This window comes from Peribacillus sp. TH27, assembly GCF_016650915.1.
Classification (GTDB): domain Bacteria; phylum Bacillota; class Bacilli; order Bacillales; family DSM-1321; genus Peribacillus; species Peribacillus butanolivorans.
In genome coordinates this window covers 5,573,884-5,599,007 of the sequence record NZ_JAEKEV010000002.1, presented here as the reverse complement: position 1 = coordinate 5,599,007, position 25,124 = coordinate 5,573,884, and the positions used below count along the sequence as shown (strand labels likewise).

The window sequence follows — 25,124 nt, the reverse complement described above, 5'->3', positions numbered from 1 at the left end:
AAATGTCGCCTAATACGCTTGTTGTTAGTTTAGTTTGTAACTCTTAGCTGAAATAATAAGTGGATATTCTGGATTGGTAAATAGGAGTGAATTGTAAATTCTAACGAGGTTATTTTTAAAATATACATTTTTTATTACTCTTATAGATGGAACCCGATTTGTTTTTACCATATATTCTAAAGAGATGTTTTAAGGAATATTTATTGAATAAAAAAATAGAAAGACCCTAAAATTGGGCCTTTCCTTTAAATTATTCATTTTTTTTAAACTGAGATAAGATTTCTTCTGCAATAATAGGTGAATCCAAGCGAGCCGCTACAAAGGGAGGTTGCACTCGATTATTCGATTCTACAGGCAATCCTAACCAGACAACATGACCATCGATGATAATAAAAGAGAAGGAAACTGGCATACAAATGAAATAATCTGTAAAAATTTCCGGATTTCTATTCCCTGAAATGATAGTCAATTTGACTTCAGGGTCTCTTTTCATTAGAATCAGCTTCCATTCCTCTGACAAATTTTTAAAATCTGGCACGGCCACAATAATTTCTTGTTTAGAGGAATCTATATCTGCTAATAAGTTGTCCAACTTACGGGCATGCATCCATTGCAGTCGGGGATGCTGAAGTTTCACCCATTTTCCAATATCTTTCCTTGCGACCATCTGACCGTTTTGGATTTGATGATCAACAAGCTGACGAAGTGTTTTGCTACGATAAACATGCTTATTAACAAAAGAAGTATCACAAACATGTACGAACTTCCCTTTGGTCCTTGTTATCGCCACATTTATTAGCCTTTCACTTTCTCTTCCGGTCAGCAACATTCCTGCACGATTTTGCGGATAACTATCAACCGTGTCAAAAATCATGACATCCCTTTCACTGCCTTGGAAACGATGTACAGTTGCAGCTATGATGTCTGCTGTTTGCCTTTCTTGACTATACAAGTCATCCAAAAGTTTTTCCATCAAGTTAGCCTGGGCACGATATGGAGCAACATAACCAATGGATCGAGCCCCGCCAACATACGATTCATGAATCAGCTGAAAGGACAAAAGCAACTGCCATGGATTCATTCTCGAATGGGATGTGCGTTCCGTCATGCAATATTCACCTGAAAAGCTAGTATCGACAAGTGCAGCTGCCTGATTTGCAAACGGTTCCGCTGATCTTATGCTATCTCTACTTGTCAAAACACTTTCATGGTCTCCAACAAAATTGTTATAGACCACACGATTCGTAAATGCCGAAATTTCTGGATGCATACGGCGCTGTTCTTTTAAGAGAAATAAATGAGGATGAAGTTCCCCCTCTTCTACTGATTGTGCAACCCCCGCGCGATGAAAGATGTCTTCTTTCAGCCAAAGTTTCACTAGAGAATCACGTGCAGAAGCAATTGGTGGCAATTGTTTGAAATCACCGCAAACGATAATATGTTTGGATAAGGCTGCCGCAAAAGCTACTTGCGGTACGTAAGCCATGCTGGCTTCGTCCAAAATGATTAGATCATATTCTTTTTGGTATACCGTTTCATCGCTAGCAGCTTTAGCCAAGGTCATTCCAATAATTTTAGCCTCTTTCACAAGTAGCATCTCTTTTTGACGAATTTTCTCTAATACTTTAGCTAATTTTTTTTCTAATTCAATTAAATGATTGGTATCTCTTTTGCTAAATGAACCAGCTAAATCCTGCTTTAACAACCTCTTTTCTTCTGCAAGTTGCTCTTTTTCTTTCATCAAGTCCGGTTCATGCTTCCCTAATAGTTGACCTGTAACAATATCATCATGGATAGCTAGAGAATCACCTATTTGTGAACCATAGCGAAGCACATCCCCTTCATGGAAACGGTCTTTCTTTTTAATAAATGTAGAGATTTCAGCCATCAGTACATCGACAGCTTGATTGCTATGTGACAGCACCAGGATATTTTTATCTTGGAAATAATGATTTGCAACCGTACGTGCCAATGTATAAGTCTTTCCTGTTCCTGGAGGTCCCCAGACAAAAGTGACAGGATTAAATTTTGAACGTGCATATAATTCTTTTACACTGCTTTGTTTTTCATTTACCGGATGTTTTTGGGGCATAGATGGATCCATTAGACGCTTAATCCGTAGCCTTTTCTTTTTGCTTCTCTTGATTTCATCTAGACGGGTAATCAATTGTTCTAGTAATTCCCAGGGATCATGGTATAAAAAAGCTTCCCCGATTAAATCACCTAATGATCGTTCAAAAGCGATGATTATACTTTTCCCTTCAGATGATAAGACCCTCCCATCCTGTTTTATTCCTCCCCATTCCAATCGAATAATGGAACCTATAGGAATTTTTATCGAGGAGCTTGTTTCAAAATAGTAGGTGAAAGAACCATCACTTGTAAGTAAATGGCCATTCGAAACAAGGTATTTTGTGCTTCCGTATTTTTTCAAATGCAAAATTTCAAGTTGAAGTGCCTGTTGCCATTCTTTTATATAGTTAACCGTTGAATTCATTTTTCACTTTCCTCACAAAATATGCCTTTGGATGTATAAAGAACTGGCCCATTAGCTAGGCGCTATTGCGATGAATAACCAAGGCTCTAGGCTTTTTATGCAAAACCTGTCCCGTGACAATATCTCTTCTTTAACATATAAAATAAGGCCCAATCAAAAGATTGGGCCTCTCATTTGCCAATAGTCTTACTATAGCATTTTTTATTTCATCATACCATGGGCTCTTTTGGAAGAAATGGTTTACATTAGCCCTTTGACAGCTCTGTGAATTGTTCTACTAAATCACTGAAAATCCTCATAGCATTTTCAATAGGCTCAGGTTTAGTTAAATCTACGCCTGTTTTCTTGAGCAGGTCTAACGGGAATTCAGAACTGCCGCTTTTCAAGAAGGTCAAATAACTTTCGAGGGTTTTTTGATCTCCGGAAAGAATTTTATCTGCAATTGTAATAGCTGAAACGTAACCTGTAGCATATTTATACACATAAAATGGACGATAAAAATGCGGAATGCGTGACCAGCCATACTTCACTTCTTCATCGAAAACTATTTCATCACCATTATATGTTCGGAAAATTGTTTCATAAGCTGTGTTAAACACCTCGGCATTTAGTGGTTCATCATTTTCTGCCTTCTCGTGAACGATCTTTTCAAATTCTGCGAACATCACCTGTGTGAAGAAAGTTCCCTTAAAGCTATCGATAAAATGGTTAAGTAAGTGCTTTTTCTTTTGAACGTCTTTTGTTGTATTAATTAAATGGCGAATCAGCAGAATTTCATTCACCGTAGAAGCAACTTCCGCTACAAAAATGGAATAGCCTGCTGTTATTTGCGGTTGATATTTTGAGCTATAGTATGAATGCATCCCATGGCCAGATTCATGCGCAAGTGTAAATACGCTGTCAAGATCATCACGGTGATTTAGTAAGATAAATGGATGAACACCATAAAGTCCTAAGTTGTAAGCCCCAGACCGTTTTCCAGGTGTTTCTCTGACATCAATATAGCGTTTTTCTTTAAAGGTTTTTAAGATAGAAGTATATTCTTCACCCAGCGGTTTCAACGCCTCAATCATTAAAGCAAAACTGTCATCATATGATATTTCTTCTTTTGCACCTTCGACCAATGGCACACTTAAATCGTATGCACGCAATTCATTTACACCCAAAAGCTCTTTCCGCAGCTGGATGTATTTATGCATCGGTCCTATATTTTGTTTAGTAGACATAATTAAGTTATCATATACCTCTTTTGGAACTTGATCACCGAACAATGATTTTTCTAATGCAGAAGGGTAGTTCCTTAGTTTAGAGAGATTCACGTTATTCTTGATTGCTGTTGAAAGTGTTGAAGCAATCGTATTTTTCAGTTGTACATATGGCTGATAATACGCAATGTATGCCTCTTTTCGAATATCACGATTGTCATCTTCAATCAATTTTGAATATAATCCTCGGGTCAGCTCTACTTTTTCGCCGTCTCCATTTGTCACTTCACCAAACTTAATGTCAGCATTGTTGATCATCCCGAATGTTTTTTGTGGTGCTGAAAAGGCTTCACCTATTTGGGAAAGGACCTCTTCCTGTTCTTTCGTTAACACATGGGTTTTATATCGATAAGAATCTAGTAAATCTTCTTCAAAATATTTCAAACCCTCGATTTCTTTTATGTACCCTTTTAGCGTTTTTTCTTCTAGGCTTAAAAGAAATGGCATGAAGAATGAAGAAGCATTGCTAATTTTCTGACCTAACTGACTTGCCCGATCAAGCAAAGCCTGTGATGAAGTAACCCTTGTATCCAAATCTGTTTGCAGCATCGCAAATACATAGAGTTTATTATAAATGTAACCAAGTTCCTCACTTGACCGTAAATACTCAAACAAGTCTTGAGCTGTCTGAATTTGTCCATCATAGGTTTTTAATTTTTCTGTCATCTTAAGGACTTCTTGATAATCCTTTTCCCATTTATCCTTGTTATCGTAAATATCATTTAGATTCCAAGTTTCTTCCTCTTTGATTTCGTCACGTGTTTTGTACGTTTGCATTTTATTGGCACTTCCTTTCATACTTATAGGCTTACCCTCTATTATAAGCGACTTTCAGAAAAACCTGCATAAAAAAACCAGTATGCTAAAAATACATACTGGTTATTACATAAAATATAATTAGAATTTAGTCTGCAGACTTCTACAACTTTCGTCAATCCTTCAGCAATAATGTCTTGTGTGCGGTCTGGATATTGATTGTGCCCTTCGATAACAACTGTTTCTGGGTTCGTTATCCCCCATAGGTTTAGATTCATTGTTACAAATTTCACTGCCATTTCAGCAGCATCCATTCCTGGTAAAGCATAATCTGAACCACGAGCATTAAGTACAGCCACTTTTTTCTCTGGAATAAGACCAACTGGGCCTTCCGCAGTATATTTAAATGTTGTACCTGCTTGAGCAAGATAAGAAATATATGTTACAAGAGGAGCCGGTACCGTAGCGTTCCATAACGGGAATGCAAATACTACTTTATCAGCAGCAAGAAACTGGTTCAAGTATTGTTGCACGTTATCCGCTTCTTTTGATTCTTCTTCAGTCAATTCCATACCTTGGTTGCGTTTGAATATCGCTGTAATTGCTGTGTTTCCGTAATATGGTAAGTTGAGTTTGAATAAATCCAATTCAGTAATTTCATCGTTAGGATTTGCTTCTTTATATGTGCTTAAAAACGATTCATACATTTTCACGCTGATTGCTTGCTCTGCTGGACGGTCGTTTGCTTTGATTAATAATACTTTAGACATAGTTGGTTCCCCCAATTGTAATTAATATGTGTATGTGAATAGCACAGTTTAATCCGAAATATTTAATCAAGATATCTCGAAGTAACTGCAATTCCTACATACACATTATAATTGTGTTAATAAAATAAAACAAGATATATGTTTTTGGGGTTATATACTATATTTTGTGTTTTAGATACTTTTACAGACATATAAAGAAATAAATATCGGAGTTCTCGAGTTATGGTGAACTTTCTAAATCCCCTTTTTAACAGTTACAAGCATATAATATAGAAGAAAAGAGCAAATAAATAAACGAGAGCAAATACTCTCGTTTATAACTCTTTATGATTGAAAGGACATTTTCCTTTTATCGGTTCAATATCATCACCAATAAAAAATTGTTTCCATTCATTATGATTTACATCGCCAAAGTGGCTGATATCCGGATGTTTCGGGAGATTATCCCATTTTTCTACTCGTTCACGCACCTTTTCACGTGACATGATTCCGCCTTTTTCTGTACCTTCTAATCCTTCAAAGATCATTCGGGGTTGGAAGCCTAGTACAAGACTATTTCCTAAATCACGGGTTTTACGCTGTTTATATGCAGGTGCATTACCAAAGATAAAAATTGGTTCCCCTGCAAAATGGTAATCCCATAAATAATGATCCGGATCTTTTGGCTTTTCATTTGGCCAAGGTTTCTTATCATTTATATGAAGATACTGAAGGATTTCCCAAAATCGTTTTCGATATAATTCTAAATCTCCCTCTTGCTTTTCTGGCTCCATAAAAACAAACAAACCATGTCTGACATATGGAGGTTCCTGGAATAAGTCTAGAAAGCTTTCCACAGCTTTTGGGAGATTGGACCAATCTTTCTGTGTAATATATGCATAACGAAGCTCACCTTTTTTTTCCGCGTTCATACCAAAATAACAAGGAAATGTTTTATCCATCACTGTATTGTGGAAAGTTTGATATTCCTTGATTAACCATCGAGGTACTCGATCAGGATTTTTCATATCTTCTTTCGTTAACAAACATGAATTCGCAGTCAGCATCTCTTTTCTCCTTCAAATTGATATACTATCTTATACCCAGAATTTGATAAAGTAAACGTCCATAACAGCTAATTCTCTCGTCATATTAAAAGATGCTGCAATAGATTCAAATTTTTTTGATTTCATCTGTATCAGCCTGAGCTAGTCTGCAAAAAAAAGCAGAGTGAATCCAATCTCATGAATTATTATAATGGACTGGTCTGTGGCAAAAACTCCTAGAAATCAAACTAAAGCAAATCTCCCTATAATGTTAAGGTAAATACAAAGTAGAACCTAAATAAAAGATTAAAATAAAGAGGTTAATGATCATTTTCTATACTTTAGGATAACCTAAAAACTAAGGAGTGATTATATATGACAAGAAGAAATAAAATCCTAGTAGCGGGAGCTAGAAAAGGTCTTGATGATTTAAAAGCCAAAGTAGCTGGTACGAAGAATCATGAAGATGCAAAGTTTGAAGTTGCAAAAGAAGTTGGCGTACCACTGAAAAAAGACTATAACGGTCAACTGACATCAAAGCAAGCTGGAAAAATTGGTGGAAAGTTAGGAGGAGGTATGGTCAAGGAACTTATACAGATGGCTCAGGAAAACTTAGGAAAAAACAATAACTAATTCATTGAATCACGATTGCTTAACAAATATAAACTCAAATCTGTTTAACATATAGAAGGAGACGGACATTTCCTTATACCCGCCTCCTTTTTGCTCAAATTTCAAATATATAAATGATTTTCATAAATTTTAAGTTAAAAATTTATTCATTACATCTCGGTTTAGTTGATCATTAGTACCTGCAAAAACAACGGACCTTTTATCAAAATTGATCGACTAGAAGTATTGTCGTTCCTGCTCTGCCTTTAATTGTTTTATAATTTTAATGACTTATTGAACCATAATTGGAGACACCCTGTGGTTTATGTTAATAGATTAGACTTTAATGCTAAAAATAAAAAGCGACCAGGAATGTTAAGATTCCCAAACTGCTTGAAAAATTATTGCGCCGTATATCCACCACCTATTTAAATGAATAAATTTCTTTACATCATCACGTACAGTCATATCCTATTTTTCATTCTTTTTACAAAACTCCATATTCCTTTTCGTTACTTTGATAGATTTCTTCAATTTTCTTACCCTTGGCCCGTGCCAATACTTCCATCCGAACAGCTAATTGTTTCATGGTGAAATCTAAAACAGCTTGTTTATCATTATCAAATGGATTGCCAAACCGATCATATCCTTCCATATTTAACGCGATGGCAAGTGGGGCAAGTTCTGCCATTCTTTTTTCAACTTGTCTAAAAATATGTGGATGCTCACTGATAATCCTCTGGAGCAAAAAAGTGCCATATGCAATATGGCGCGATTCATCTTTTTTCAAAAGGCCAACCCCTTTTAATAAACCAGGCATCATATTATTGTTTTCGAGTGTCTGATAAAACCCAAAATACCCGGTTTCAGCAAGTACTCCCTCGGTAAACATATTATATACAGTGGCCGCTTCCGCCAATGCTTCAGGAGACTGATCGTGTATTAGTTTCTCCATCGCCTCAGGCAGTATTTCGTAAAAAATAGATTTGTATGTTTCTGAATGATAAACTGTTAGATCACCTGTTTCACCAATTTGATCTAAAGTATAACGGAAAAATTCCATATGCTTTGCTTCCTCGAATAAGAAAGTTGTTAAGTACATTTCCTCTTCAATTCTACCTTCCTTTGCTATAGCCATAATAAGCGGAAGTAAATCCAATGTTACGGCTCCTTCTCCGCCCTGGAAAAGCGAAATAATCCGTAATAAAACTTCTCTTTCAATACTAGTAAACGACTTCCAATCTTCTATATCCTGACTGAAATTAATGTCACGCGGATTCCATACACCGAATTTTTTTGCCTTTTGATAGAGTTTAAACGGAAGGGTATCTTCTCTAAAACTTCGGCTGCTGGTCGTCAAATTCGTTCTTTTCATTTTTTATCCTCCTTAAAATAGAGAATCGTAAACTTGTAAACACATAAGCATAGATAATCAAATTTGTAAGGCCCTACCTTATATTGTAAGATATTAGTAAGTTTTTACCTATCACTGAAAAAGTAGGGAGGAATAAAGTCGAATGCTTGAGGAAACCTTGTTGAATCATGTTAAAAATATTTCCATACAAAAAGATATGAGAAATAAATCCAAAATGATTGTAAAGGGCTGTGTAGATTTTTTTTCATTTCAACGTGCCTCTTTGTTCAGTTACTCTTGTTTAAGTGGTATGGGTGAAGGTATTTACTCATGCACAAGTAAAGAAACAATTTCGTTACATCATGTCAAAGAAAATATTCATGATATATACCCCATCCACCAAGCTCTCATAAATAACAAACCAGTATATTTAACAATTAAACATACGAAATCATCCATACCTGCAAAATACGTTAAAAGATTTGCAATCTCTTCATTAGCTGTAATTCCGGTTATGGTCAATGAAATGGTTATTGGTTTTGTTTTAGTTGACCCAATACAGACCAACGAACCTGTTACAAAGCATGATTTAATGAAGCTTTCCCATTATTTAGAACTGGCAGTCAGTACAACTTTAGAATCCTCCCCCCCCTCATACCTTCTTAGTAATCGTGAAGTCGAAGTCCTACAATATTTAGCTAATGGTCTAGGGTTAAAACAAATGGCACCAAAGATGAGGGTAAGTGAATACACTGTTAGGGATTATATTTCTTCTGCCATTAGGAAATTAGGAGTCAATCATCGTACAGAGGCTGTAGCTGTCGCTATCCGGCACAAGATAATTATTTAAAAGAATATAAAACAAAAAAACCTTCATAGAAGGTTTTTTTGTTTTAAAATATTATTGAGTGACTTTTTCTTCAACTTTCGTAGTCCAGTTTAATTCATCTTCAACCTTACCTGTTTGGATACCAGTTAATGTATCATAAAGTTTTTTAGATAATTCACCAGTCTCTCCGTTTTGAACTATCATTTCTTCACCATTCCACAAGAATTCACCAATTGGAGAAATCACAGCAGCTGTACCAGTACCGAATGCCTCTTCTAATTGTCCTGATTTAAAGGCTTCATAGACTTCCTCCATAGAAATACGCCGTTCTGTTACTGGAAGATTCCAATGCTTTAACAATTCAATAATAGAATCCCGAGTAATTCCTGAAAGGATGCTACCATTTAAAGCTGGAGTAATGATTTCACCATTGATTTTGAAGAAGACATTCATGCTTCCTACTTCTTCAATATATTTTTTTTCTACTCCGTCTAGCCAAAGCACTTGAGAATATCCCATCTTTTCAGATTCCTCTTGAGCTTTAAGGCTTGATGCATAATTACCACCTGTTTTAGCTTCTCCTGTACCACCATTTACGGCACGTGTAAAAGCTGATTCCACCGCAATTTTAACAGGGTGAATTCCCTCTTTATAATAAGAACCTACCGGTGACATAATGATGATAAATTGATAGCGATCTGATGGAGAAACTCCGAGATAAGGTTCAGTAGCTATAATGAAAGGTCGAATATATAAGGACGTCCCTTCTGCTCGAGGAATCCATTCTTTATCAACGCTAATTAAGGTTTTTAAGGCCTTTAACGCGAAATCCACATCAACATCTGGTATACATAGGCGACTATTTGAATTATTTAAGCGTTCAAAATTCTTTTTCGGGCGGAATAAAATAATTTCATCATCTGATGATACATATGCTTTTAATCCTTCAAAAACAGATTGGCCATAGTGAAAAATCATAGCTGACGGCTCTAATGCGAGCGGTTGATAAGGAACAATTCTTGGATCATGCCACCCTTGCCCTCGTGTGTAATCCATAATAAACATATGATCGGTAAATTTCTTACCGAACTCAAGCTGGTCCGCTTGTGGTTTTTCTTTCTTTGTTGTACTAAGCGTGATTTGCATGTCATGTTCCTTCATTACCAAAACCCCTTGTTGAATATTTTTACAAGATTTCACTTCCATAAAATCTATCTTAACTTAGTTTACTCCTATCAGGAATCATAGTTCAAGCCCTTATGACTAAATTTTCGGAATTTTTTCAAAATAATTTGATTTTTTTTGATTACTTTACGTATGATTCCTGAAAAAAGACTCTAATATTCCTTTTTTGTAAGAAAAAAACTTTTATTATCCCTATTAAAATCCTTTAATACTAATGGCTTGATTGGAATTCTGAAGATTCTTTTATAAAGTCTTAAGTTAATTTTAACAAATATCATTGAATAATGCCAATGTGCATCTTTTCCGTTTGCCGTTGAAGATTAGCATCTTGATTACATAAGACCTACAATAGCGAAGGAAAATCATTACCGATTCAAAATAGATAGAATGGAGCGAATTAAGGGCATTTGCCACATTCAAAATGCCAATCACAATCAAGATACAAGAGATTCTTATATAACATTCTACAGCTGCTAATTTATGCCTCTCATCTAAAATTGGCTTCCTATTCCCTATGTGAGTAAGATATAAAATAAAAATTTTCCCTAAGCCGATTCGGATTTGTACAAGAATGTTATAGCAACATTTTTTTTAGTAAAATTTAATTTAGTAGTTTACTACTAAATAATAATCTTATATACTTATCCCACGAGATAGATAAAATGCATGCAACTCATATTATTATAGATAAAACGCATGCCACTCTCTTATAATTCACGAAAAGGGGTAACAATATGACAAAAAACAGGTGGTTAATTGCTTTATCAGCTATTGCTATTCACCTTTCCATTGGTGGTGCATACGCATATAGCGTATACAAGAAACCTTTAGTTGAGACTATGGGGTGGTCAGAAACTGAAGTAACTTTAGCATTTACAATTATGATGGCGCTTGCAGGAACCTCTGCAGCTTTCTTTGGGAAATTTGTTGAAAAGAATGGTCCAAGAAAATCAGCCTTAGTTGCTGCTGTATTATTCGGTTTAGGACAAGCTGGTTCTGGTTTGGCTGTCATGATCGATTCACTTCCACTTTACTTACTAACATATGGAGTATTAAGTGGTCTTGGTATGGGTATTGGATACATTTCACCAGTATCTACTCTTGTCAAATGGTTCCCTGATAGAAGAGGACTAGCAACAGGAATGGCTGTACTCGGTTTTGGTGCTGGAGCTCTTATTACAGCCCCAGTTGCAGCAAGCCTTATGGAATCCGTTGGAATTTATTCTACTTATTACATTTTAGGAGCAGGCTATTTCATTCTTATGTTTTTAGGTGCTTCATACATTGCACCACCAAAAGCGAATTGGATTCCTGAAGGTATGAAAAAAGATATTGAGTCAGGAAAAAAAGAAATTAAGAAAGATCTAAGACAATTAACTGCAAAAGAAGCGGTTAAAACAAAACATTTCTGGATGCTTTGGTCGATGAAATTAATTAATACTAGTGCAGGGATTATGATGATTTCTGTGGCTTCTCCTATGGCTCAAGACGTAGTTGGATTGTCTGTAGCTGGCGCAGCAACTCTGGTTGGTATCATGGGAATCTTCAATGGTGGAGGCAGACTTGGTTGGGCAGCAGCCTCTGATTATATTGGTCGCCCAAATGTTTTCGTCATTTTCTTTATTATTCAAATCGGAGCGTTCCTCTTACTTCCAACTACTACAAATTCGTTATTGTTCCAAGGTCTTATATTGTTAGTTGTTAGTTGTTATGGTGGAGGTTTCTCAAATCTTCCTGCATTTGCTGGAGATTTATTTGGAACAAAAGAAATTGGTGCTATCCATGGTTATCTTTTAACAACATGGTCTCTTGGAGGAGTTTGTGGACCAATGCTGGTTACCGCAATTAGAGAAAGTACAAACAGTTATATTCCAGTGTTCTATGTTTTCGCTGCATTAATTGCAATTGCTTTCTTGATTTCCATCTGGTCGCGTTTAGATATCAAAAAAATGCAAAGAGAACAGAAACAAGGATTTACTAATAAATTAAGTAAAATATCATAAATTTAGAGAGTAGTTTTTCTGACTATTTTGTTCGATAAATATACTAGATCAAGGCATTATCAAGGTAACTTCCTTATTGGGAATTTTCTTGTGATAATGCCTTTTTCATTTTATATTTTACTCTTTATTATATTTCATCAGAATTTACATTTTATAAAAATTGAAAACAATTACTGAATGGCACTTTTCAGGAACTTCAATATAAAACTTCTAGAAACCTCAGTAAATTCATAATCCCTCCCTTCCCTTTCATACATATTACTATCTACCCTACTCCCCCTATTGCACTCAAACTCAAAAGTATAAAATCGTTTTATCATATTTAAAAGGCAGTCTATAATTTACACTTTTAAAAATTCAGGATTTATATTATTAGCATTTTCTTTTTGTATTATATATTTTTGAACCACCCTAAACTGGATAAAGGCTTAGTTTTTTCTATAAAAAAATCCTAAATTAGTTATTTCGTTATAGCATATTTTTAAAACTAATGTATAATAACTGTTGGTAATCTTTGTTTAGTAAGTATTTTCAAGGGTTTTTACTACTAAATAAGTAACACATTCTAACAAATTTTTTTGAAACATCAACTAGGGGGAGCAATATGAGTTATTATAACCCGCAACAAATGGCGAAAATTGCAATCAAAGCAGGAACTAAGAAAGCAACATTGCCGCTAACTAGTCTAATAATACTAGGTTTCCTAGGTGGGGCCTTTATCGCTTTGGGCTATTTATTTAACATAAGGGTCACCGCAGGCTTACCACATGAGTGGGGTACACTGAATAACTTAATAGGTGGTTTAGTATTCCCGTTAGGTTTAATACTTACTGTAATTGCCGGCGGAGAATTATTAACTGGAAATATGATGGCTGTATCGATGGCTGCGCTTGCTAAAAAAGTATCTGTTAAACAATTATCAATAAACTGGATCTTAATTGCTATAACCAACTTCGCAGGTGCCATTTTTGTTGCTTACTTTTTCGGACATCTACTTGGATTGACCGAAACTGACATCTTTTTGAATAAAACGATAGCTGCAGCACAATCAAAGGTTGATGCCAATTTTATCGAAGCATTCATTTCAGCTGTCGGCTGTAATTGGCTGGTAGCCCTGGCTATTTGGATTACATACAGCGCTGAAGATACTACAGGAAAAATCATTGGATTGTTCTTGCCGATTTGTGCTTTCATTACACTTGGATTCCAGCATATTGTTGCCAATATGTTTGTCATTCCAGCAGGAATTTTCGTTGGTGCCGTTACTTGGGGTGAGTATTTTATGAACTTTATCCCAGTCTTCCTTGGAAATGCTGTTGGTGGTGCCATTCTCGTAGGCGGTCTGTATTACGGAGCTTATGCACGTCAGGACAAAAAAGTTGTAGAAGAAATAAAGTATATAAAAAAATCATCATAATTTTTTTAATACAAGGCCTTCATTTTCCAATGGAGGTTTGTTTTTCATTTTAACCAAAGAATTTTGGTATTTTAATATGAGGTTTCAGTTGCCTCTTACTTGAAATATATTGGTTTATTAAAGAACTTCAATGATTCTGTGAAGTAAATGAGATGAATGCATCTGCCCTAAATTAGAAATTATTTTAGAATACACCCTTTTTTCCGAATTACGAAATATTTGAATTCTAATTAAAGGTAGAATCAACATCTCGCTTGAAAACAGTCTGTACTTGAACCATCTAATGTCAAATTACATCTATTTCCCCCTAATCATTTATTACTGTTGGTATTATTGTTTAACTCTAAGCCTAACAAGGGTAATAAGTAGCAGATGAGATTTAGGGGGATTGTCTTGTGGATAAACAAACCATTTTTTAAGTATGCATGTGGAATTATCTTAATAATTTTAATTATTTTTTTGCTAGGCAAGATTGATTATATTCTTTTGCCGATTCAAAAAATCATTACAGCAATGTTTTTCCCAATCATTGTGGCTGGACTCTTATACTATATATTACGACCTGTCGTTAACTTTTTAACTAAATTTATACCAAGGACAGTCAGCATTTTTATTGTCTTCTTGGTTATATTTGGAATAATCGGGACAGGCAGACTACTTTGGAAGTCCTGTAGTCATGGATCAATTCCAAAATTTATCTGCTAACCTTCCAAGCAAAGTCAAGGAATTCTCTAAGGATTCTGAAGACATGATAGAACAAAATGATTTTGGTATGGTTAATATAAAAGACTTGAAAGCAAATGGCATATCTCATTTTAAAAATTATTCTGAAAAACTTATAGAAAATGTTAATACCATATTCTCTGCGATTACAAGTGTTCTAACTGTACTGGTTATTACACCATTTATCTTATTTTATTTCTTGAAGGATGGAGATAAGCTAAGACCGTTTTTATTAAAGTATATACCGAATGAAGTTGAACCAGAAGGGAACGCGATTTTAAAAGATGTAGATAAAACCCTTTCAACTTATATCATCGGCCAATTCATCGTTTCAATCGTAATAGGGGCTTTTATGTATGTGGGGTACCTAATTATTGGACTCGATTATGCACTCGTATTAGCCCTTTTCGCAATGATTTTTACCGTTGTACCCTTTCTAGGTCCATTAATCAGCGTTATTCCAGCCCTTTTCATAGCCTTACAGCAAGATGTAGGGTTGGCTGTAAAAGTACTCATTGTCCTTACTGTCGTTCAACAAGCAGAAGGCCACCTCGTTACTCCGAATATTATGGGGAAACGACTTAATATTCACCCATTAACCATTATCTTATTGCTACTTGCTGCCGGTTCAATATACGGATTCATTGGAATTCTTATAGCCATCCCTGCTTATTCTGTGGTTAAAACGATTATAGGAAACTTCAGAAAGTTTTATAGGTTAAGGAAGATGAATACATAATTAACAGATTTGCTATCTGATCAACTTTTCCAACTGATAAAACAAAAAGTGGCCTATACATAAAGCAGATAGGCATCCTTTTTATTTTATTTAGGTAATTGAATATAACTTCATTAATCACTCATGAATTTCAACAACCCTATAGGAGTTTACTAAAAAAACGCTGATTGAATTTTTCAGCGTTTTTTTATAAATTTTCTAACCAATTGTTTGATAAATGCTTTGACACTGTTTTTCTTTTTAACTTGATTGAACTGCTTCTTCTTCTCAATATAAATCTCTTCTTTATTTATGGCATTTTTTTCTGCAAGTACTAGGCCTAATTCGGAGTTATGGTCTTTGTTTAGGACAATTTTGTAAGGTATATTATGTCGATTAGCTAATTTAATATATTTCCCTAGGTATTGATAGTCCATTTGACCATTTAAAAATAAATTTGACAGAGGAAATTGCTTCATCATTTCCTCGATCTCTGGATATACATTTAGTTCAAATACTTGAGGTTTTTTTAGGACGACAATAACGCGCTCTCGTAATGTGCCAAGGAATTCCCTTCGTTCACCAGGCTTTATTTCTTTTGGACCGTACATTCCTTGTTCAAGGTAGTCCTCTACTTTTAAGCGTGACAATCTTTTCCCACCTCCGGTTTCACTTCAATAATGTATGTAATGTGACCACAAACAGTGCCCTGCTTTCTTTTTAGTAATTTTGCAACGATAAAAATCCGATTTGAGTAAATCCTTCTTATTTTAAGTTTACCTTTCCTTTGAAAAAATGTCACTTTAGCTTCACTTCGTGCATAGGATAGTATATGCGTGAATATGCAGGTACTTAAATAAGGGACGGGGAAAACATGAAAAAATTTATCGTATTTGTATTAATGTTCTTTTTTTGTTTTGGTGGATACAGTAATTCTTCAAATGCAGCATCAAAACAGCTGATTATCATCAATAAGTCCAATAATCAGCTTGCCTACTATGAAAATAATAAATTAGTGAGAGTATTTATTGTAGCGACTGGAAAAAAATCCTCCTACACTCCTGAAGGAAAGTTTAAGGTAGTTACAAAGATTGTCAATCGCCCCTATTATAAAGGTAAAATTAGAGGAGGAGATCCTAAAAATCCTCTAGGCAATCGATGGTTGGGGATTAATGCACGAAATACACCAGGAAATACGTATGCAATACATGGAAATAATGATTCAAAGTCCATTGGAAAATATATAAGTGCCGGCTGTGTTCGTATGTATAATGAAGATGTAAAGTGGTTATATGGTAAGGTTAATATGAACACAACCGTCATAATTACCAGTTCCAGTAAATCATTTGCTTCCATAGCGGCTACAAATGGATATAAGGTTAACGGATCAGAGAGTATCCCAGTGGGGAACACAATTTCAATTTTAAAGAAAGGAAGCAACGGACCACAAGTACGTGAACTTCAAAAAAGATTAACAACTCTTGGATATAGTACAAAGGGAATAGATGGGGTATTTGGAAATAATACAGAAATAGCTGTAAAGAAATTCCAGAAGAATAACAAACTAACACCTGATGGGGTAGTTGGACCAAAAACGAAGAAAGCCCTAGGAATTAAATAATCGATCATTGATATCATCTGTTATTGATGATATCTTTTTTTTGGCTAGATTTTAGTCTAAAATGTAACAATTATTACATTATCATACATTTCGGTTCCTTTTTCCCACCTTCACTTGTAAAATTTATGTTATAATTTATACATAAACAGCTAATCATAACCGCATTGTCTTTCATTACATACAAGGAGGGAATACAAATGTACGATGAACTACTCATAAATATAATTAAAGTAACTTTTGTTGCCGGTACTATATCAATGTTTGTGATTTTAGGATTCGTTAAAGGGCGCCATTTTTAATTTTTTTCCCACTTCTTAATATGAACTTCATTGCCTGATTACTTTATATTTCTTTTTATAATGGTAATCAGGTTAATTTTCCCACAGAAAAGAAGCATATCCTCTAGGCATGCTTTACTTTACCAGTTATCCGTTTTATCTAATAATTGATCAATGTCAAATGTATAGAGATGGAATGGAACTGACTCTTCGGCAATCTCTTCTGTAGCTAGCAACAATTGGTCGATATCTATAATAGCCAAAACAGTCTGCCTCCCTTTTAGTTTAAGTAATTTTTACCCTCATGTTTAATATATTAAACATTACGTTCAAAAGATATTTTATTTGAGGGTATCTTTACCTATTTCTACATTTGAGATTTATTTAAGGTGCAGTGAACTTGTTTCATCTACTCCTTGTGAAGAAAGCGTATTTATCAATTTAACAAGCTTATATAACGTTCCACTACAGATAGTTACACCGGGTAGATTATGGAAAATTGATTTTTTATTAATGTGGTAATTGTCTTTCTCTGGAGAATATACAACAATTTTCTTATTTAAAGACAAAGCATATCCAAGCTCATAAAGATTTCCTTTACCTGCAGTAAGAAAAATTAGCATAAAATCTGCATCCTCAATTCCCTTTTTTTCGTACTCCCCTATACTATCTATAACTCCTTGTTTATCGTCGTTCTCGATTAAATTCCAGTCATTTACACATGTAAATCCCTTGGCATTCAATTTCTTTATCAACGATCTAACTTGCTTCAAATTTTTTTCGTCTGATGCTATATAATATTTCATTCATATACCTCCAAATCTTTAACTATTGATACTTTTTACCTAGATTACCTTTACTATACATATTCGTTATAGAGAACGCAATATCCTTTCCAAAAAAATATTAATTTTAATAAATAAGGATTATTTCTTTAAGTATTTGTTTTTCATGGTTTTATTTAATTTTAAAAAACAAAACCATCATTCCTCTATAGGTAATGATGGTTTTGTTTTCAATAGTCTCTTTCCCCTTTGCTCCCATACTATAACTCAATAATCGGATGGCTCTCCATGCCTTCAGGAAAAAAGGTCTCATCTTATATCTCTTCATTTGCTATCATTGTTTTCCTGGTTTTGCGAAACAAGTAAGCCTTTTTAGGCTCGAAAATACAAGACCCAATATCTTTGTAACGGTTTTTACATACCTTCCGTTTTTACAACTTCTAAAGGACTCATAGATGTTATTATTATCAAACAAAAAACCTTGTCTTCTACCAGGCAAGGTTTTTTTATTTCTCATATATGATATTTTCTATTTCAATGCGAAATGGAGCAGCCTCGCATATATTAATACCTCTATCTAAATTCACTTTTTCCATTTCACTGGCATCAGGGATTGTTTTTTTGTCGTGAATAAAATGTTCGACCATGGATTCTAACAGTTCTTGAGCACAAGCTAAAGCTTCGACCCGATTTCTGCCGCTAACGGTTGAGATAAATCCATTTCGCTTAAAATCTGGAAAACAAACTTGAACGGAAAATGAGTCTAATATTAAGGGGTGTTTTTCGTAATAAAAAACGGCTGGATACTCATAGATCTGAACGGTCAAAAATATCATCCCTCCTATGAATCTTTAGGTTTTTATGTTAATTATAGCACAAAATTCCACCTAAAATAGTTTCAACTTATTTTTCTTTGTCAAGTTTGCATTTGAAATTTAATAAACCATACTGTCCGTATTTACTGTGAAAAAAATAACACTAGAAAAATAAGAATCATAATCACATTTAGGATTATTCCGATAATACTACATATTTTACCAGCAGTCACCAAACCATTTCCAGATTCCCCCGATTGGGCCATTTCTTTTTTACTCTTTGAAGCAAAAATCAAACCTAGAATACCTAATATAATTCCGATGAATGGAATAAGAAGAGATAAAATCCCCATAATTAATGATACAATTGCTTTACTATTACTTTGTTTAATTTCAGACAATTATTCCACCTACTTTCTTTTTTACTTATATATACGGTTTATGTCAGTAAAAGATTCATTTATTGAGTAATTCATTACAAACTACTTTTTGATACAATGCCAATTGAGTGGATTGAATCCTCCAAATAAAACATGAATGTTAAAAAAACCGACTCAAATAATGAGTCGGACAGACTGTAGACAAACTCGATGAAAATCGAGTTTGTCTACAGTTTTTTTGAGGGGTTGTAAAAATTCGACGTTGATTTCCACTCCAGGCACTCGCTTTCCGCGGGCGGTCAGGGAGCCTCCTCGGCGCCTTTGCGCCTGTGGGGTCTCCCTTGGACACGCATTTCCCGCAGGAGTCTCGCACCTTCCGTTCCAATCAACTTTGTTTTAACAATTAGATATAACCACTTTTGCCTACAGTCCTTTTTGTTTTAATATAGAAGTATTAAAACTTGAGGTGATGACGATGCTTTCGAAACATAATTCTATTCAGCGAGATCAACTTGAAATGATTACTTTGGATCAACTGGTGCCAGCGAACCATTTGGTTCGTAAAATTGAGGGAGCCATTGACTTCACTTTCATTTATGACTTGGTGAAAGATATGTATTCAGAGATAGGGCGCCCAAGTATTGATCCAGTTATTTTAGTTAAATTGACATTCATTCAATATACCTTCGGTATTCGTTCGATGCGTAAAACGATTGAAGAAGTTGAAACGAATATGGCTTACCGTTGGTTTTTAGGTTACGGTTTCCATGATAAAGTACCTCACTTCTCAACGTTCGGGAAAAATTATGAGCGTCGCTTTAAAGATACAGACCTGTTTGAACGGATTTTTTATCGTATCTTAATGACAGCTTCAGAAAGAAAGTTAATAAGTGCAGAGCACGTATTCGTTGATTCAACACATGTGAAAGCCAGTGCGAATAAGCGAAAATTCGAAAAGAAAATCGTTCGTAAGGAAACACGAGCATATCAAGGACGCCTTCAAGAAGAAATAAATCAAGATCGTGAAAACAATGGAAAGAAGCCTTTTCCACCGGATAAATTTGATAAAGAAGAAACCAAAGAAATTAAAGAAAGTACAACTGACCCTGAGAGTGGCTACTATGTAAAAGATGAACGAACAAAACAGTTTGCCTATTCATTTCATGCGGCTGCGGACCGCAACGGTTTTGTGCTGGGGACGATTGTAACACCGGGAAATACGCATGATAGTCATATCTTAGAGCCTCTTGTTGAACAAGTGATTGAGAAAGTTGGAAAACCTGAAGCTGTTGCCGCAGATGCAGCTTACAAAACACCAGCCATTACAAGCTACCTTTTTGGGAAAGAAATCACACCAGCTTTACCCTATACACGTCCACGAACAAAAGAAGGGTTCTTTCGCAAGCATGACTATGTTTACGATGAACATTTTGATTGTTATCTCTGCCCATCGGGCGAGATTTTAAAGTACTCAACAACAAATAAAGAGGGCTATCGCGAGTACAAATCACCCAAACACACTTGTGCGACATGCTCATTTTTATCACAGTGTACAGTAAGCAAAGACCATCAAAAAGTGGTGACACGCCATATCTGGCAAAATTATATGGAAGAAGCAGATCATCTGCGTCATCACAAGGATGTAAAACCTATATATGCGAAACGTAAAGAAACAATAGAGCGTGTATTCGCAGATGCAAAAGAAAAGCATGGTATGCGTTGGACTACTTTAAGGGGACTTAAAAAATTGTCGATGCAGGCGATGCTTACTTTCGCTGCCATGAATTTAAAGAAGATAGCCAATTGGACATGGCAAGGTCCAAGAATGGCTTAATAAAGTGGGCTCGTAGAGGCCCAATCTCTTAATCATGAGCAAAATTCAAAGGGAATTTCAAAAGGGGTCCGGAATTAAAACATTCCGAACCCCTTTTGTCTACAAACTGACCGACTCAAATAATGAGTCGGATTTTTTAAGTTCGTTTCAATTCAAGTCTCTGTGCTACTATAGACAAACTATAATTAACGACGAAATACATGAGAGCAACGAGAATTAAAATTGGTATTAAAAATTTTTGACTTTGCCCATAAATAATTTGGCCATGATGAGTTAGCTCCGGTAATGATATAACAACCGCTAAAGAGGTATCCTTTAATAAAGATATAAATTGACTGACAATAGGAGGTACCATGCGGCGCAAAGCCTGAGGGAGGATGATATGTATCAATGCCTGTACATAGCTCAAACCTGATGAACGCGCAGCCTCCATTTGGCCTTTATCAACGGATTTTAATCCACTTCGAATTACCTCAGAAAGCATGGCTGACTCAAAAATTGTCAAGGCAACGATAGCAGCCGGAATGATCTCTAATTTTATTCGTACCTCTGGTAAAGCAAAATACGTAAAAAATATAATTAATAGCAATGGTAAATTACGTACTGTTTCCACAATCATTGCTAATATTTGTGATAACACTGGCACTTTTGCATACCGGATTATTCCCACAAGCCCACCAATAATGAAACTCAAAATAATAGATACAAAGGCCACCTGTATTGTTACCCAAAAACCTTCTAATAAAAATTTGATATTATCTGGTGTATAGGCACCTGCAAAATCCATGTCTTATACCTCCCTCAATTACTCTTAGCCAGACGTTTTTCTAAATAACCAACGCCAAGACTTAAAGGAATGGTAAGAATTAAGTAAAAAGCTGCGACGAAAATATAGACATCGAATACAATAAATGTCCTTGAAGAAATCAAATCACCATGGTACATAAGATCAAGCCCAGCAACCACGGCTAAAATGGAAGAATTTTTAACAAGATTGATAAATTGGTTTCCGAGCGGGGGAATAACTATTTTTACTGCTTGTGGCAGAATGACAAGTCTCATTGCCTGCCCATAAGTCAGTCCTGATGAACGCGCAGCTTCCATTTGGCCCTTTGGTACAGAAAGTATACCAGCTCGAATGGCTTCTGCTATAAAAGATGACGTATAAATAGTTAAGGCTAAGGTTCCTGCGTATATTCCACTTAATTTAAGACCTAAAAAGAAGAAAAATGTAATAATCAATAACGGAATATTTCGAATAATCTCGACATAGGCGGTTCCAAACCAGTTTAGTGGCTTTAGCGGGGCTATCCGCATAATAGCAACAAGCACACCAAGAATCAAACTCGCTACCAACGCTATCAAACTCGACATGATTGTATTTTTGAAGCCTACTAAATACATATCTAGATTCTCTGTTAAAATGGAGAAATCAAGCACGGCATACACTCCCCTAACTAATCAGGATGAGTAATTTGCTCATCCTGACAGATGACAATGTTTAAACTTCAGAATTATTATAAAAATCCAATTTAAACTTATTCACCTTTTTAAAAGGTAAATGTATTAATGTTTAATCCATTTATCATGGATTTCATCATACTTGCCTGAATCTTTAAGAGATTTAAGTGCCTTATTCAATTCAGCCACAAAGTTTTCATTTCCTTTTTTAACAGCAATTCCATAAGGTTCGTCTGTAAATGTACCACCAACAAGCTCATAATTCGGATCTTCATCTGCCATTCCATAAAGGATGGAATCATCTGTAGTTAAGGCTTCGCCTTGGCCAGACTTAAGTGCAGCAAATGCTTCAGAATAGTTTTCAAATTCCAGTACTTGTGCGTCAGGAGCTTTTTCACGGATATTTATGGCTGAAGTAGAACCTTTTACAGCCAATACCTTTTTACCTTTTAAACTATCAATACCTTTAATATCGCTTCCTTTTTTAACAAGTAAAGATTGTCCAGCATCAAAGTATACATCAGTGAAATCAACTTCTTTTTTTCGATCATCTGTGATTGTCATAGTAGCTACAATCGCATCGATATCTCCATTATTCAATAATGCCATTCTTGTTTTCGAAGTTACTTCTTTGAATTCAACTTTCTTTTCGTCACCAAGAATCTCAGCTGCAAGAGCTTTAGCAATATCAATATCAAAGCCTTCTACCTCACCTGTACTCGGGTTTTTCAAGCCGAATAACCGTGTATCATTTTTTACGCCGAAAACAATCTTATCATTATCCTTTACCTGTGTTAGAACGTCTTTATCTTTGTCTTTGCTTCCGCTTTCTTTATCATTATTGGACACTTTGTCCCCGCCACAGCCAGCTAATAAAATTACAGCCAGTACTGAAAGCAATGATAATTGCAACCACTTTTTTTTCTTCAACATGTTATTCACCCCTGTTTTTTATTTAATGATTTAATATACGGCTAAGAAATAATCGAGCCCTCTCTTCACGAGGATTTGCGTAAAACTCAGCCGGTATTGCCTCTTCTAAAACCTTGCCCTCGTCCATGAAAACGATTCGATCTGCGACTTCACGGGCAAATCCCATTTCGTGCGTTACTACGACCATCGTCATTCCTTCATGGGCAAGTGCCTTCATTACATCCAGTACCTCGCCAATCATTTCTGGATCCAAGGCTGAGGTTGGTTCATCAAACAACATGATTTCCGGTCCCATAGCCAAGCCTCTGGCAATGGCTACCCGCTGCTGCTGTCCACCTGAAAGCTGCGAAGGAAAAGAATTTGCTTTATCTGCAATTCCCACCTTTTCCAAATACTTTTGCGCGATTTTTTTCGCTTCAGCATCTGTTTGTCCTAAAACCTTCTTAGGAGCAAGCATGATATTCTCAAGCACGGTTTTATGAGGATAGAGATGAAAATGTTGAAAAACCATACCAATATTTCGGCGCAGCTTGTTTATATCTGTTTTTTTATCCGCTACATTCAAACCGTTAACCGAAAGTGAACCTTCTGATATCGTTTCTAAGCGATTAATACAACGAAGCAGTGTACTTTTTCCAGAACCGGATGGACCAATGACAACAACTACTTCCCCTTTGTTAATTGTAAGATTAATATTTTTCAAAACATGAAAATCACCATAATACTTATTAACTTGATCAAAAACAATCATAATTAACCTCCCTAAGCCTATAAGATATGTAAAAGTGATTAAAGTCCGAAAATTAATAATAATCAGAATTCTAAATATACAAAGTTGCAATCTGTTGGGTAAAAAATCTTCTTTTTAATATCTATCTGAAATCATAAGTTAAAACTTCATCTTCTATTATTTCCCTTGAAACGATGAAAATATATAAGACGATTATTAAAGCTATATTAAACTAGTAATTTAAATATCATATTCTATCATTACATTTTTATTATATCTAATACTTCTTAAAATTACCATATAAACTTAAAATTGTTAAAAACCTCATTGTGTTTCATGATATTATTGCTATATTTCATAAATTTCACCTAATTAGGTCCATTTTACCACTCGTTTTTTTCCTCCATAATCAAAAAAAGTATTTATTTCCCAAAATACCAGTCAGTGGTACGTACGTTTTAGCGGAAGACAGCAAATGTTAATAAAACAAGTAGACCAATAAAAAAGACAGCAATACGCCGTCTTTTTTATTCCTTTATAGCATCTTCAAACGGCGCTGAAAATAGACCTTTTGGTCCCAACATATCCGTTTCCGATTCACGACTTTCCCCATCCACAATATAATAACCTGCAGGAAAAAAATCAAACAAATTACTTTCCTTATGCAGCTTTAAGAAATACTCGTATAGATCATCCATAAGTTGTTGGTGTTCTTCTAACTTTATGATTTCACCACATTCATCAATTTCAAAATTTTCGTTAATCGCATCTTGAAGTTCTTCATGATTTGAAGCGGCGATATAAAGATCCACATCTCCACATTCCATACATAGCAGAAGTCTTTCTTCCCGCACCTCTTCATAGGAGTTTTGAACAATTTCTTTTAAAACGGAATCAATTTTGTCAGGATTAGCTAGTTGGATTTTAGTCTGAAACACAAAATCTCCTCCCCAGTTTTTTTAAAAATAATTGTATAGAAAATTATAAACTAGCTGCGCAGAAAATAAAAAAAGTAAGCTCAGCTTTAAGATTTTATGCTAAATTCCACATGCCAGACTGCCCGATTTTTCTTTAGTTGAATCATTCCAATACACTATAGCTACGCATCCTGTAACAAGATCCTGCATCATTCC

The 25,124-nt window shown here is 35.1% G+C and carries 22 protein-coding genes and 1 pseudogene; 7 read left to right on the top strand and 16 right to left on the bottom strand.

Annotation, left to right across the window (positions count from 1 at the left end):
- Nucleotides 1-250 precede the first annotated feature (250 nt).
- The 4 genes and pseudogenes from JFU24_RS28340 to JFU24_RS28325 all read right to left on the bottom strand — a co-directional run bounded on the left by JFU24_RS28340 (nucleotide 251) and on the right by JFU24_RS28325 (nucleotide 6,334).
- Nucleotides 251-2,497, bottom strand: a complete 2,247-nt coding sequence (locus JFU24_RS28340; RefSeq protein WP_201250810.1) for an AAA domain-containing protein — start codon at nucleotides 2,495-2,497, stop codon at nucleotides 251-253.
- 245 nt (nucleotides 2,498-2,742) lie between these two features.
- Nucleotides 2,743-4,539: an oligoendopeptidase F gene (gene pepF, locus JFU24_RS28335; protein ID WP_201224205.1), complete on the bottom strand. Its 1,797-nt coding sequence runs from the start codon at nucleotides 4,537-4,539 to the stop codon at nucleotides 2,743-2,745.
- Between the two features lie 137 nt (nucleotides 4,540-4,676).
- Nucleotides 4,677-5,303 (bottom strand): annotated as a pseudogene (locus JFU24_RS28330) (FMN-dependent NADH-azoreductase); the annotation flags it as partial.
- Between the two features lie 299 nt (nucleotides 5,304-5,602).
- A complete protein-coding gene (locus JFU24_RS28325) occupies nucleotides 5,603-6,334 on the bottom strand; it encodes a YqcI/YcgG family protein (RefSeq protein WP_201224203.1) in 732 nt (243 codons plus the stop codon).
- Nucleotides 6,335-6,688: 354 nt separating this feature from the next.
- Between JFU24_RS28325 and JFU24_RS28320 the strand changes: the two genes are divergently transcribed.
- Nucleotides 6,689-6,946 carry an alpha/beta-type small acid-soluble spore protein gene (locus JFU24_RS28320; RefSeq protein WP_053346373.1) on the top strand — a complete coding sequence of 86 codons (258 nt, stop codon included), beginning with the start codon at nucleotides 6,689-6,691 and terminating at the stop codon, nucleotides 6,944-6,946.
- A 466-nt stretch (nucleotides 6,947-7,412) separates the two neighbouring features.
- On the opposite strand, the gene JFU24_RS28315 is transcribed toward JFU24_RS28320, so the two are convergent.
- On the bottom strand, nucleotides 7,413-8,300 hold the full coding sequence (locus JFU24_RS28315; RefSeq protein WP_201250808.1) for a R2-like ligand-binding oxidase: 888 nt from the start codon (nucleotides 8,298-8,300) through the stop codon (nucleotides 7,413-7,415).
- A gap of 142 nt (nucleotides 8,301-8,442) precedes the next feature.
- Here JFU24_RS28315 and JFU24_RS28310 point away from each other — a divergent pair, with 142 nt between their 5' ends.
- Nucleotides 8,443-9,129, top strand: coding sequence for a response regulator transcription factor (locus JFU24_RS28310; RefSeq protein ID WP_201185167.1), 687 nt, complete (start codon nucleotides 8,443-8,445; stop codon nucleotides 9,127-9,129).
- Between the two features lie 51 nt (nucleotides 9,130-9,180).
- Here JFU24_RS28310 and JFU24_RS28305 read toward each other — a convergent pair whose 3' ends face one another.
- Nucleotides 9,181-10,269, bottom strand: coding sequence for a branched-chain amino acid aminotransferase (locus JFU24_RS28305; protein WP_057218925.1), 1,089 nt, complete (start codon nucleotides 10,267-10,269; stop codon nucleotides 9,181-9,183).
- Nucleotides 10,270-11,027: 758 nt separating this feature from the next.
- Here JFU24_RS28305 and JFU24_RS28300 point away from each other — a divergent pair.
- The 3 genes from JFU24_RS28300 (at nucleotide 11,028) to JFU24_RS28290 (ending at nucleotide 15,175) form a co-directional block, all read left to right on the top strand.
- Nucleotides 11,028-12,296 carry an L-lactate MFS transporter gene (locus JFU24_RS28300; RefSeq protein ID WP_201224200.1) on the top strand — a complete coding sequence of 423 codons (1,269 nt, stop codon included), beginning with the start codon at nucleotides 11,028-11,030 and terminating at the stop codon, nucleotides 12,294-12,296.
- A 604-nt stretch (nucleotides 12,297-12,900) separates the two neighbouring features.
- Nucleotides 12,901-13,713, top strand: a complete 813-nt coding sequence (locus JFU24_RS28295) for a formate/nitrite transporter family protein (RefSeq protein WP_201185168.1) — start codon at nucleotides 12,901-12,903, stop codon at nucleotides 13,711-13,713.
- Nucleotides 13,714-14,389: 676 nt separating this feature from the next.
- Nucleotides 14,390-15,175 (top strand): AI-2E family transporter, encoded by a 786-nt coding sequence (locus JFU24_RS28290; RefSeq protein WP_242485408.1) that lies wholly within the window; start codon nucleotides 14,390-14,392, stop codon nucleotides 15,173-15,175.
- Between the two features lie 176 nt (nucleotides 15,176-15,351).
- Here JFU24_RS28290 and JFU24_RS28285 read toward each other — a convergent pair whose 3' ends face one another.
- A complete protein-coding gene (locus JFU24_RS28285) occupies nucleotides 15,352-15,804 on the bottom strand; it encodes a YueI family protein (protein WP_082527393.1) in 453 nt (150 codons plus the stop codon).
- A gap of 224 nt (nucleotides 15,805-16,028) precedes the next feature.
- Here JFU24_RS28285 and JFU24_RS28280 point away from each other — a divergent pair, with 224 nt between their 5' ends.
- Complete coding sequence (locus JFU24_RS28280; RefSeq protein ID WP_201185172.1) at nucleotides 16,029-16,775, top strand: L,D-transpeptidase family protein; 747 nt, start codon at nucleotides 16,029-16,031, stop codon at nucleotides 16,773-16,775.
- Between the two features lie 418 nt (nucleotides 16,776-17,193).
- On the opposite strand, the gene JFU24_RS30905 is transcribed toward JFU24_RS28280, so the two are convergent.
- From JFU24_RS30905 to JFU24_RS28265, 4 genes are all read right to left on the bottom strand, one after another.
- A complete protein-coding gene (locus JFU24_RS30905; RefSeq protein WP_255264044.1) occupies nucleotides 17,194-17,316 on the bottom strand; it encodes a hypothetical protein in 123 nt (40 codons plus the stop codon).
- 117 nt (nucleotides 17,317-17,433) lie between these two features.
- Nucleotides 17,434-17,859, bottom strand: a complete 426-nt coding sequence (locus JFU24_RS28275) for a nucleoside 2-deoxyribosyltransferase (protein WP_201185174.1) — start codon at nucleotides 17,857-17,859, stop codon at nucleotides 17,434-17,436.
- Between the two features lie 485 nt (nucleotides 17,860-18,344).
- Nucleotides 18,345-18,665, bottom strand: coding sequence for a type II toxin-antitoxin system HicB family antitoxin (locus JFU24_RS28270; protein WP_201185176.1), 321 nt, complete (start codon nucleotides 18,663-18,665; stop codon nucleotides 18,345-18,347).
- 131 nt (nucleotides 18,666-18,796) lie between these two features.
- On the bottom strand, nucleotides 18,797-19,054 hold the full coding sequence (locus tag JFU24_RS28265; RefSeq protein WP_201250807.1) for a DUF4190 domain-containing protein: 258 nt from the start codon (nucleotides 19,052-19,054) through the stop codon (nucleotides 18,797-18,799).
- A 454-nt stretch (nucleotides 19,055-19,508) separates the two neighbouring features.
- On the opposite strand from JFU24_RS28265, the gene JFU24_RS28260 reads away from it, so the two are divergent.
- Complete coding sequence (locus JFU24_RS28260) at nucleotides 19,509-20,867, top strand: IS1182 family transposase (RefSeq protein ID WP_201180978.1); 1,359 nt, start codon at nucleotides 19,509-19,511, stop codon at nucleotides 20,865-20,867.
- 136 nt (nucleotides 20,868-21,003) lie between these two features.
- Here JFU24_RS28260 and JFU24_RS28255 read toward each other — a convergent pair whose 3' ends face one another.
- The 5 genes from JFU24_RS28255 to JFU24_RS28235 all read right to left on the bottom strand — a co-directional run bounded on the left by JFU24_RS28255 (nucleotide 21,004) and on the right by JFU24_RS28235 (nucleotide 24,929).
- The gene (locus JFU24_RS28255) at nucleotides 21,004-21,654 is read right to left on the bottom strand and encodes an amino acid ABC transporter permease (RefSeq protein WP_053346383.1); all 651 of its coding nucleotides are present in this window, start codon (nucleotides 21,652-21,654) and stop codon (nucleotides 21,004-21,006) included.
- Between the two features lie 14 nt (nucleotides 21,655-21,668).
- Nucleotides 21,669-22,307: an amino acid ABC transporter permease gene (locus JFU24_RS28250; RefSeq protein ID WP_201185179.1), complete on the bottom strand. Its 639-nt coding sequence runs from the start codon at nucleotides 22,305-22,307 to the stop codon at nucleotides 21,669-21,671.
- Nucleotides 22,308-22,433: 126 nt separating this feature from the next.
- Nucleotides 22,434-23,261, bottom strand: coding sequence for a transporter substrate-binding domain-containing protein (locus JFU24_RS28245; protein WP_201250806.1), 828 nt, complete (start codon nucleotides 23,259-23,261; stop codon nucleotides 22,434-22,436).
- 22 nt (nucleotides 23,262-23,283) lie between these two features.
- Nucleotides 23,284-24,012 carry an amino acid ABC transporter ATP-binding protein gene (locus JFU24_RS28240; protein WP_053346386.1) on the bottom strand — a complete coding sequence of 243 codons (729 nt, stop codon included), beginning with the start codon at nucleotides 24,010-24,012 and terminating at the stop codon, nucleotides 23,284-23,286.
- A gap of 506 nt (nucleotides 24,013-24,518) precedes the next feature.
- A complete protein-coding gene (locus JFU24_RS28235; RefSeq protein WP_201185182.1) occupies nucleotides 24,519-24,929 on the bottom strand; it encodes a hypothetical protein in 411 nt (136 codons plus the stop codon).
- Between the last annotated feature and the right edge of the window lie 195 nt (nucleotides 24,930-25,124).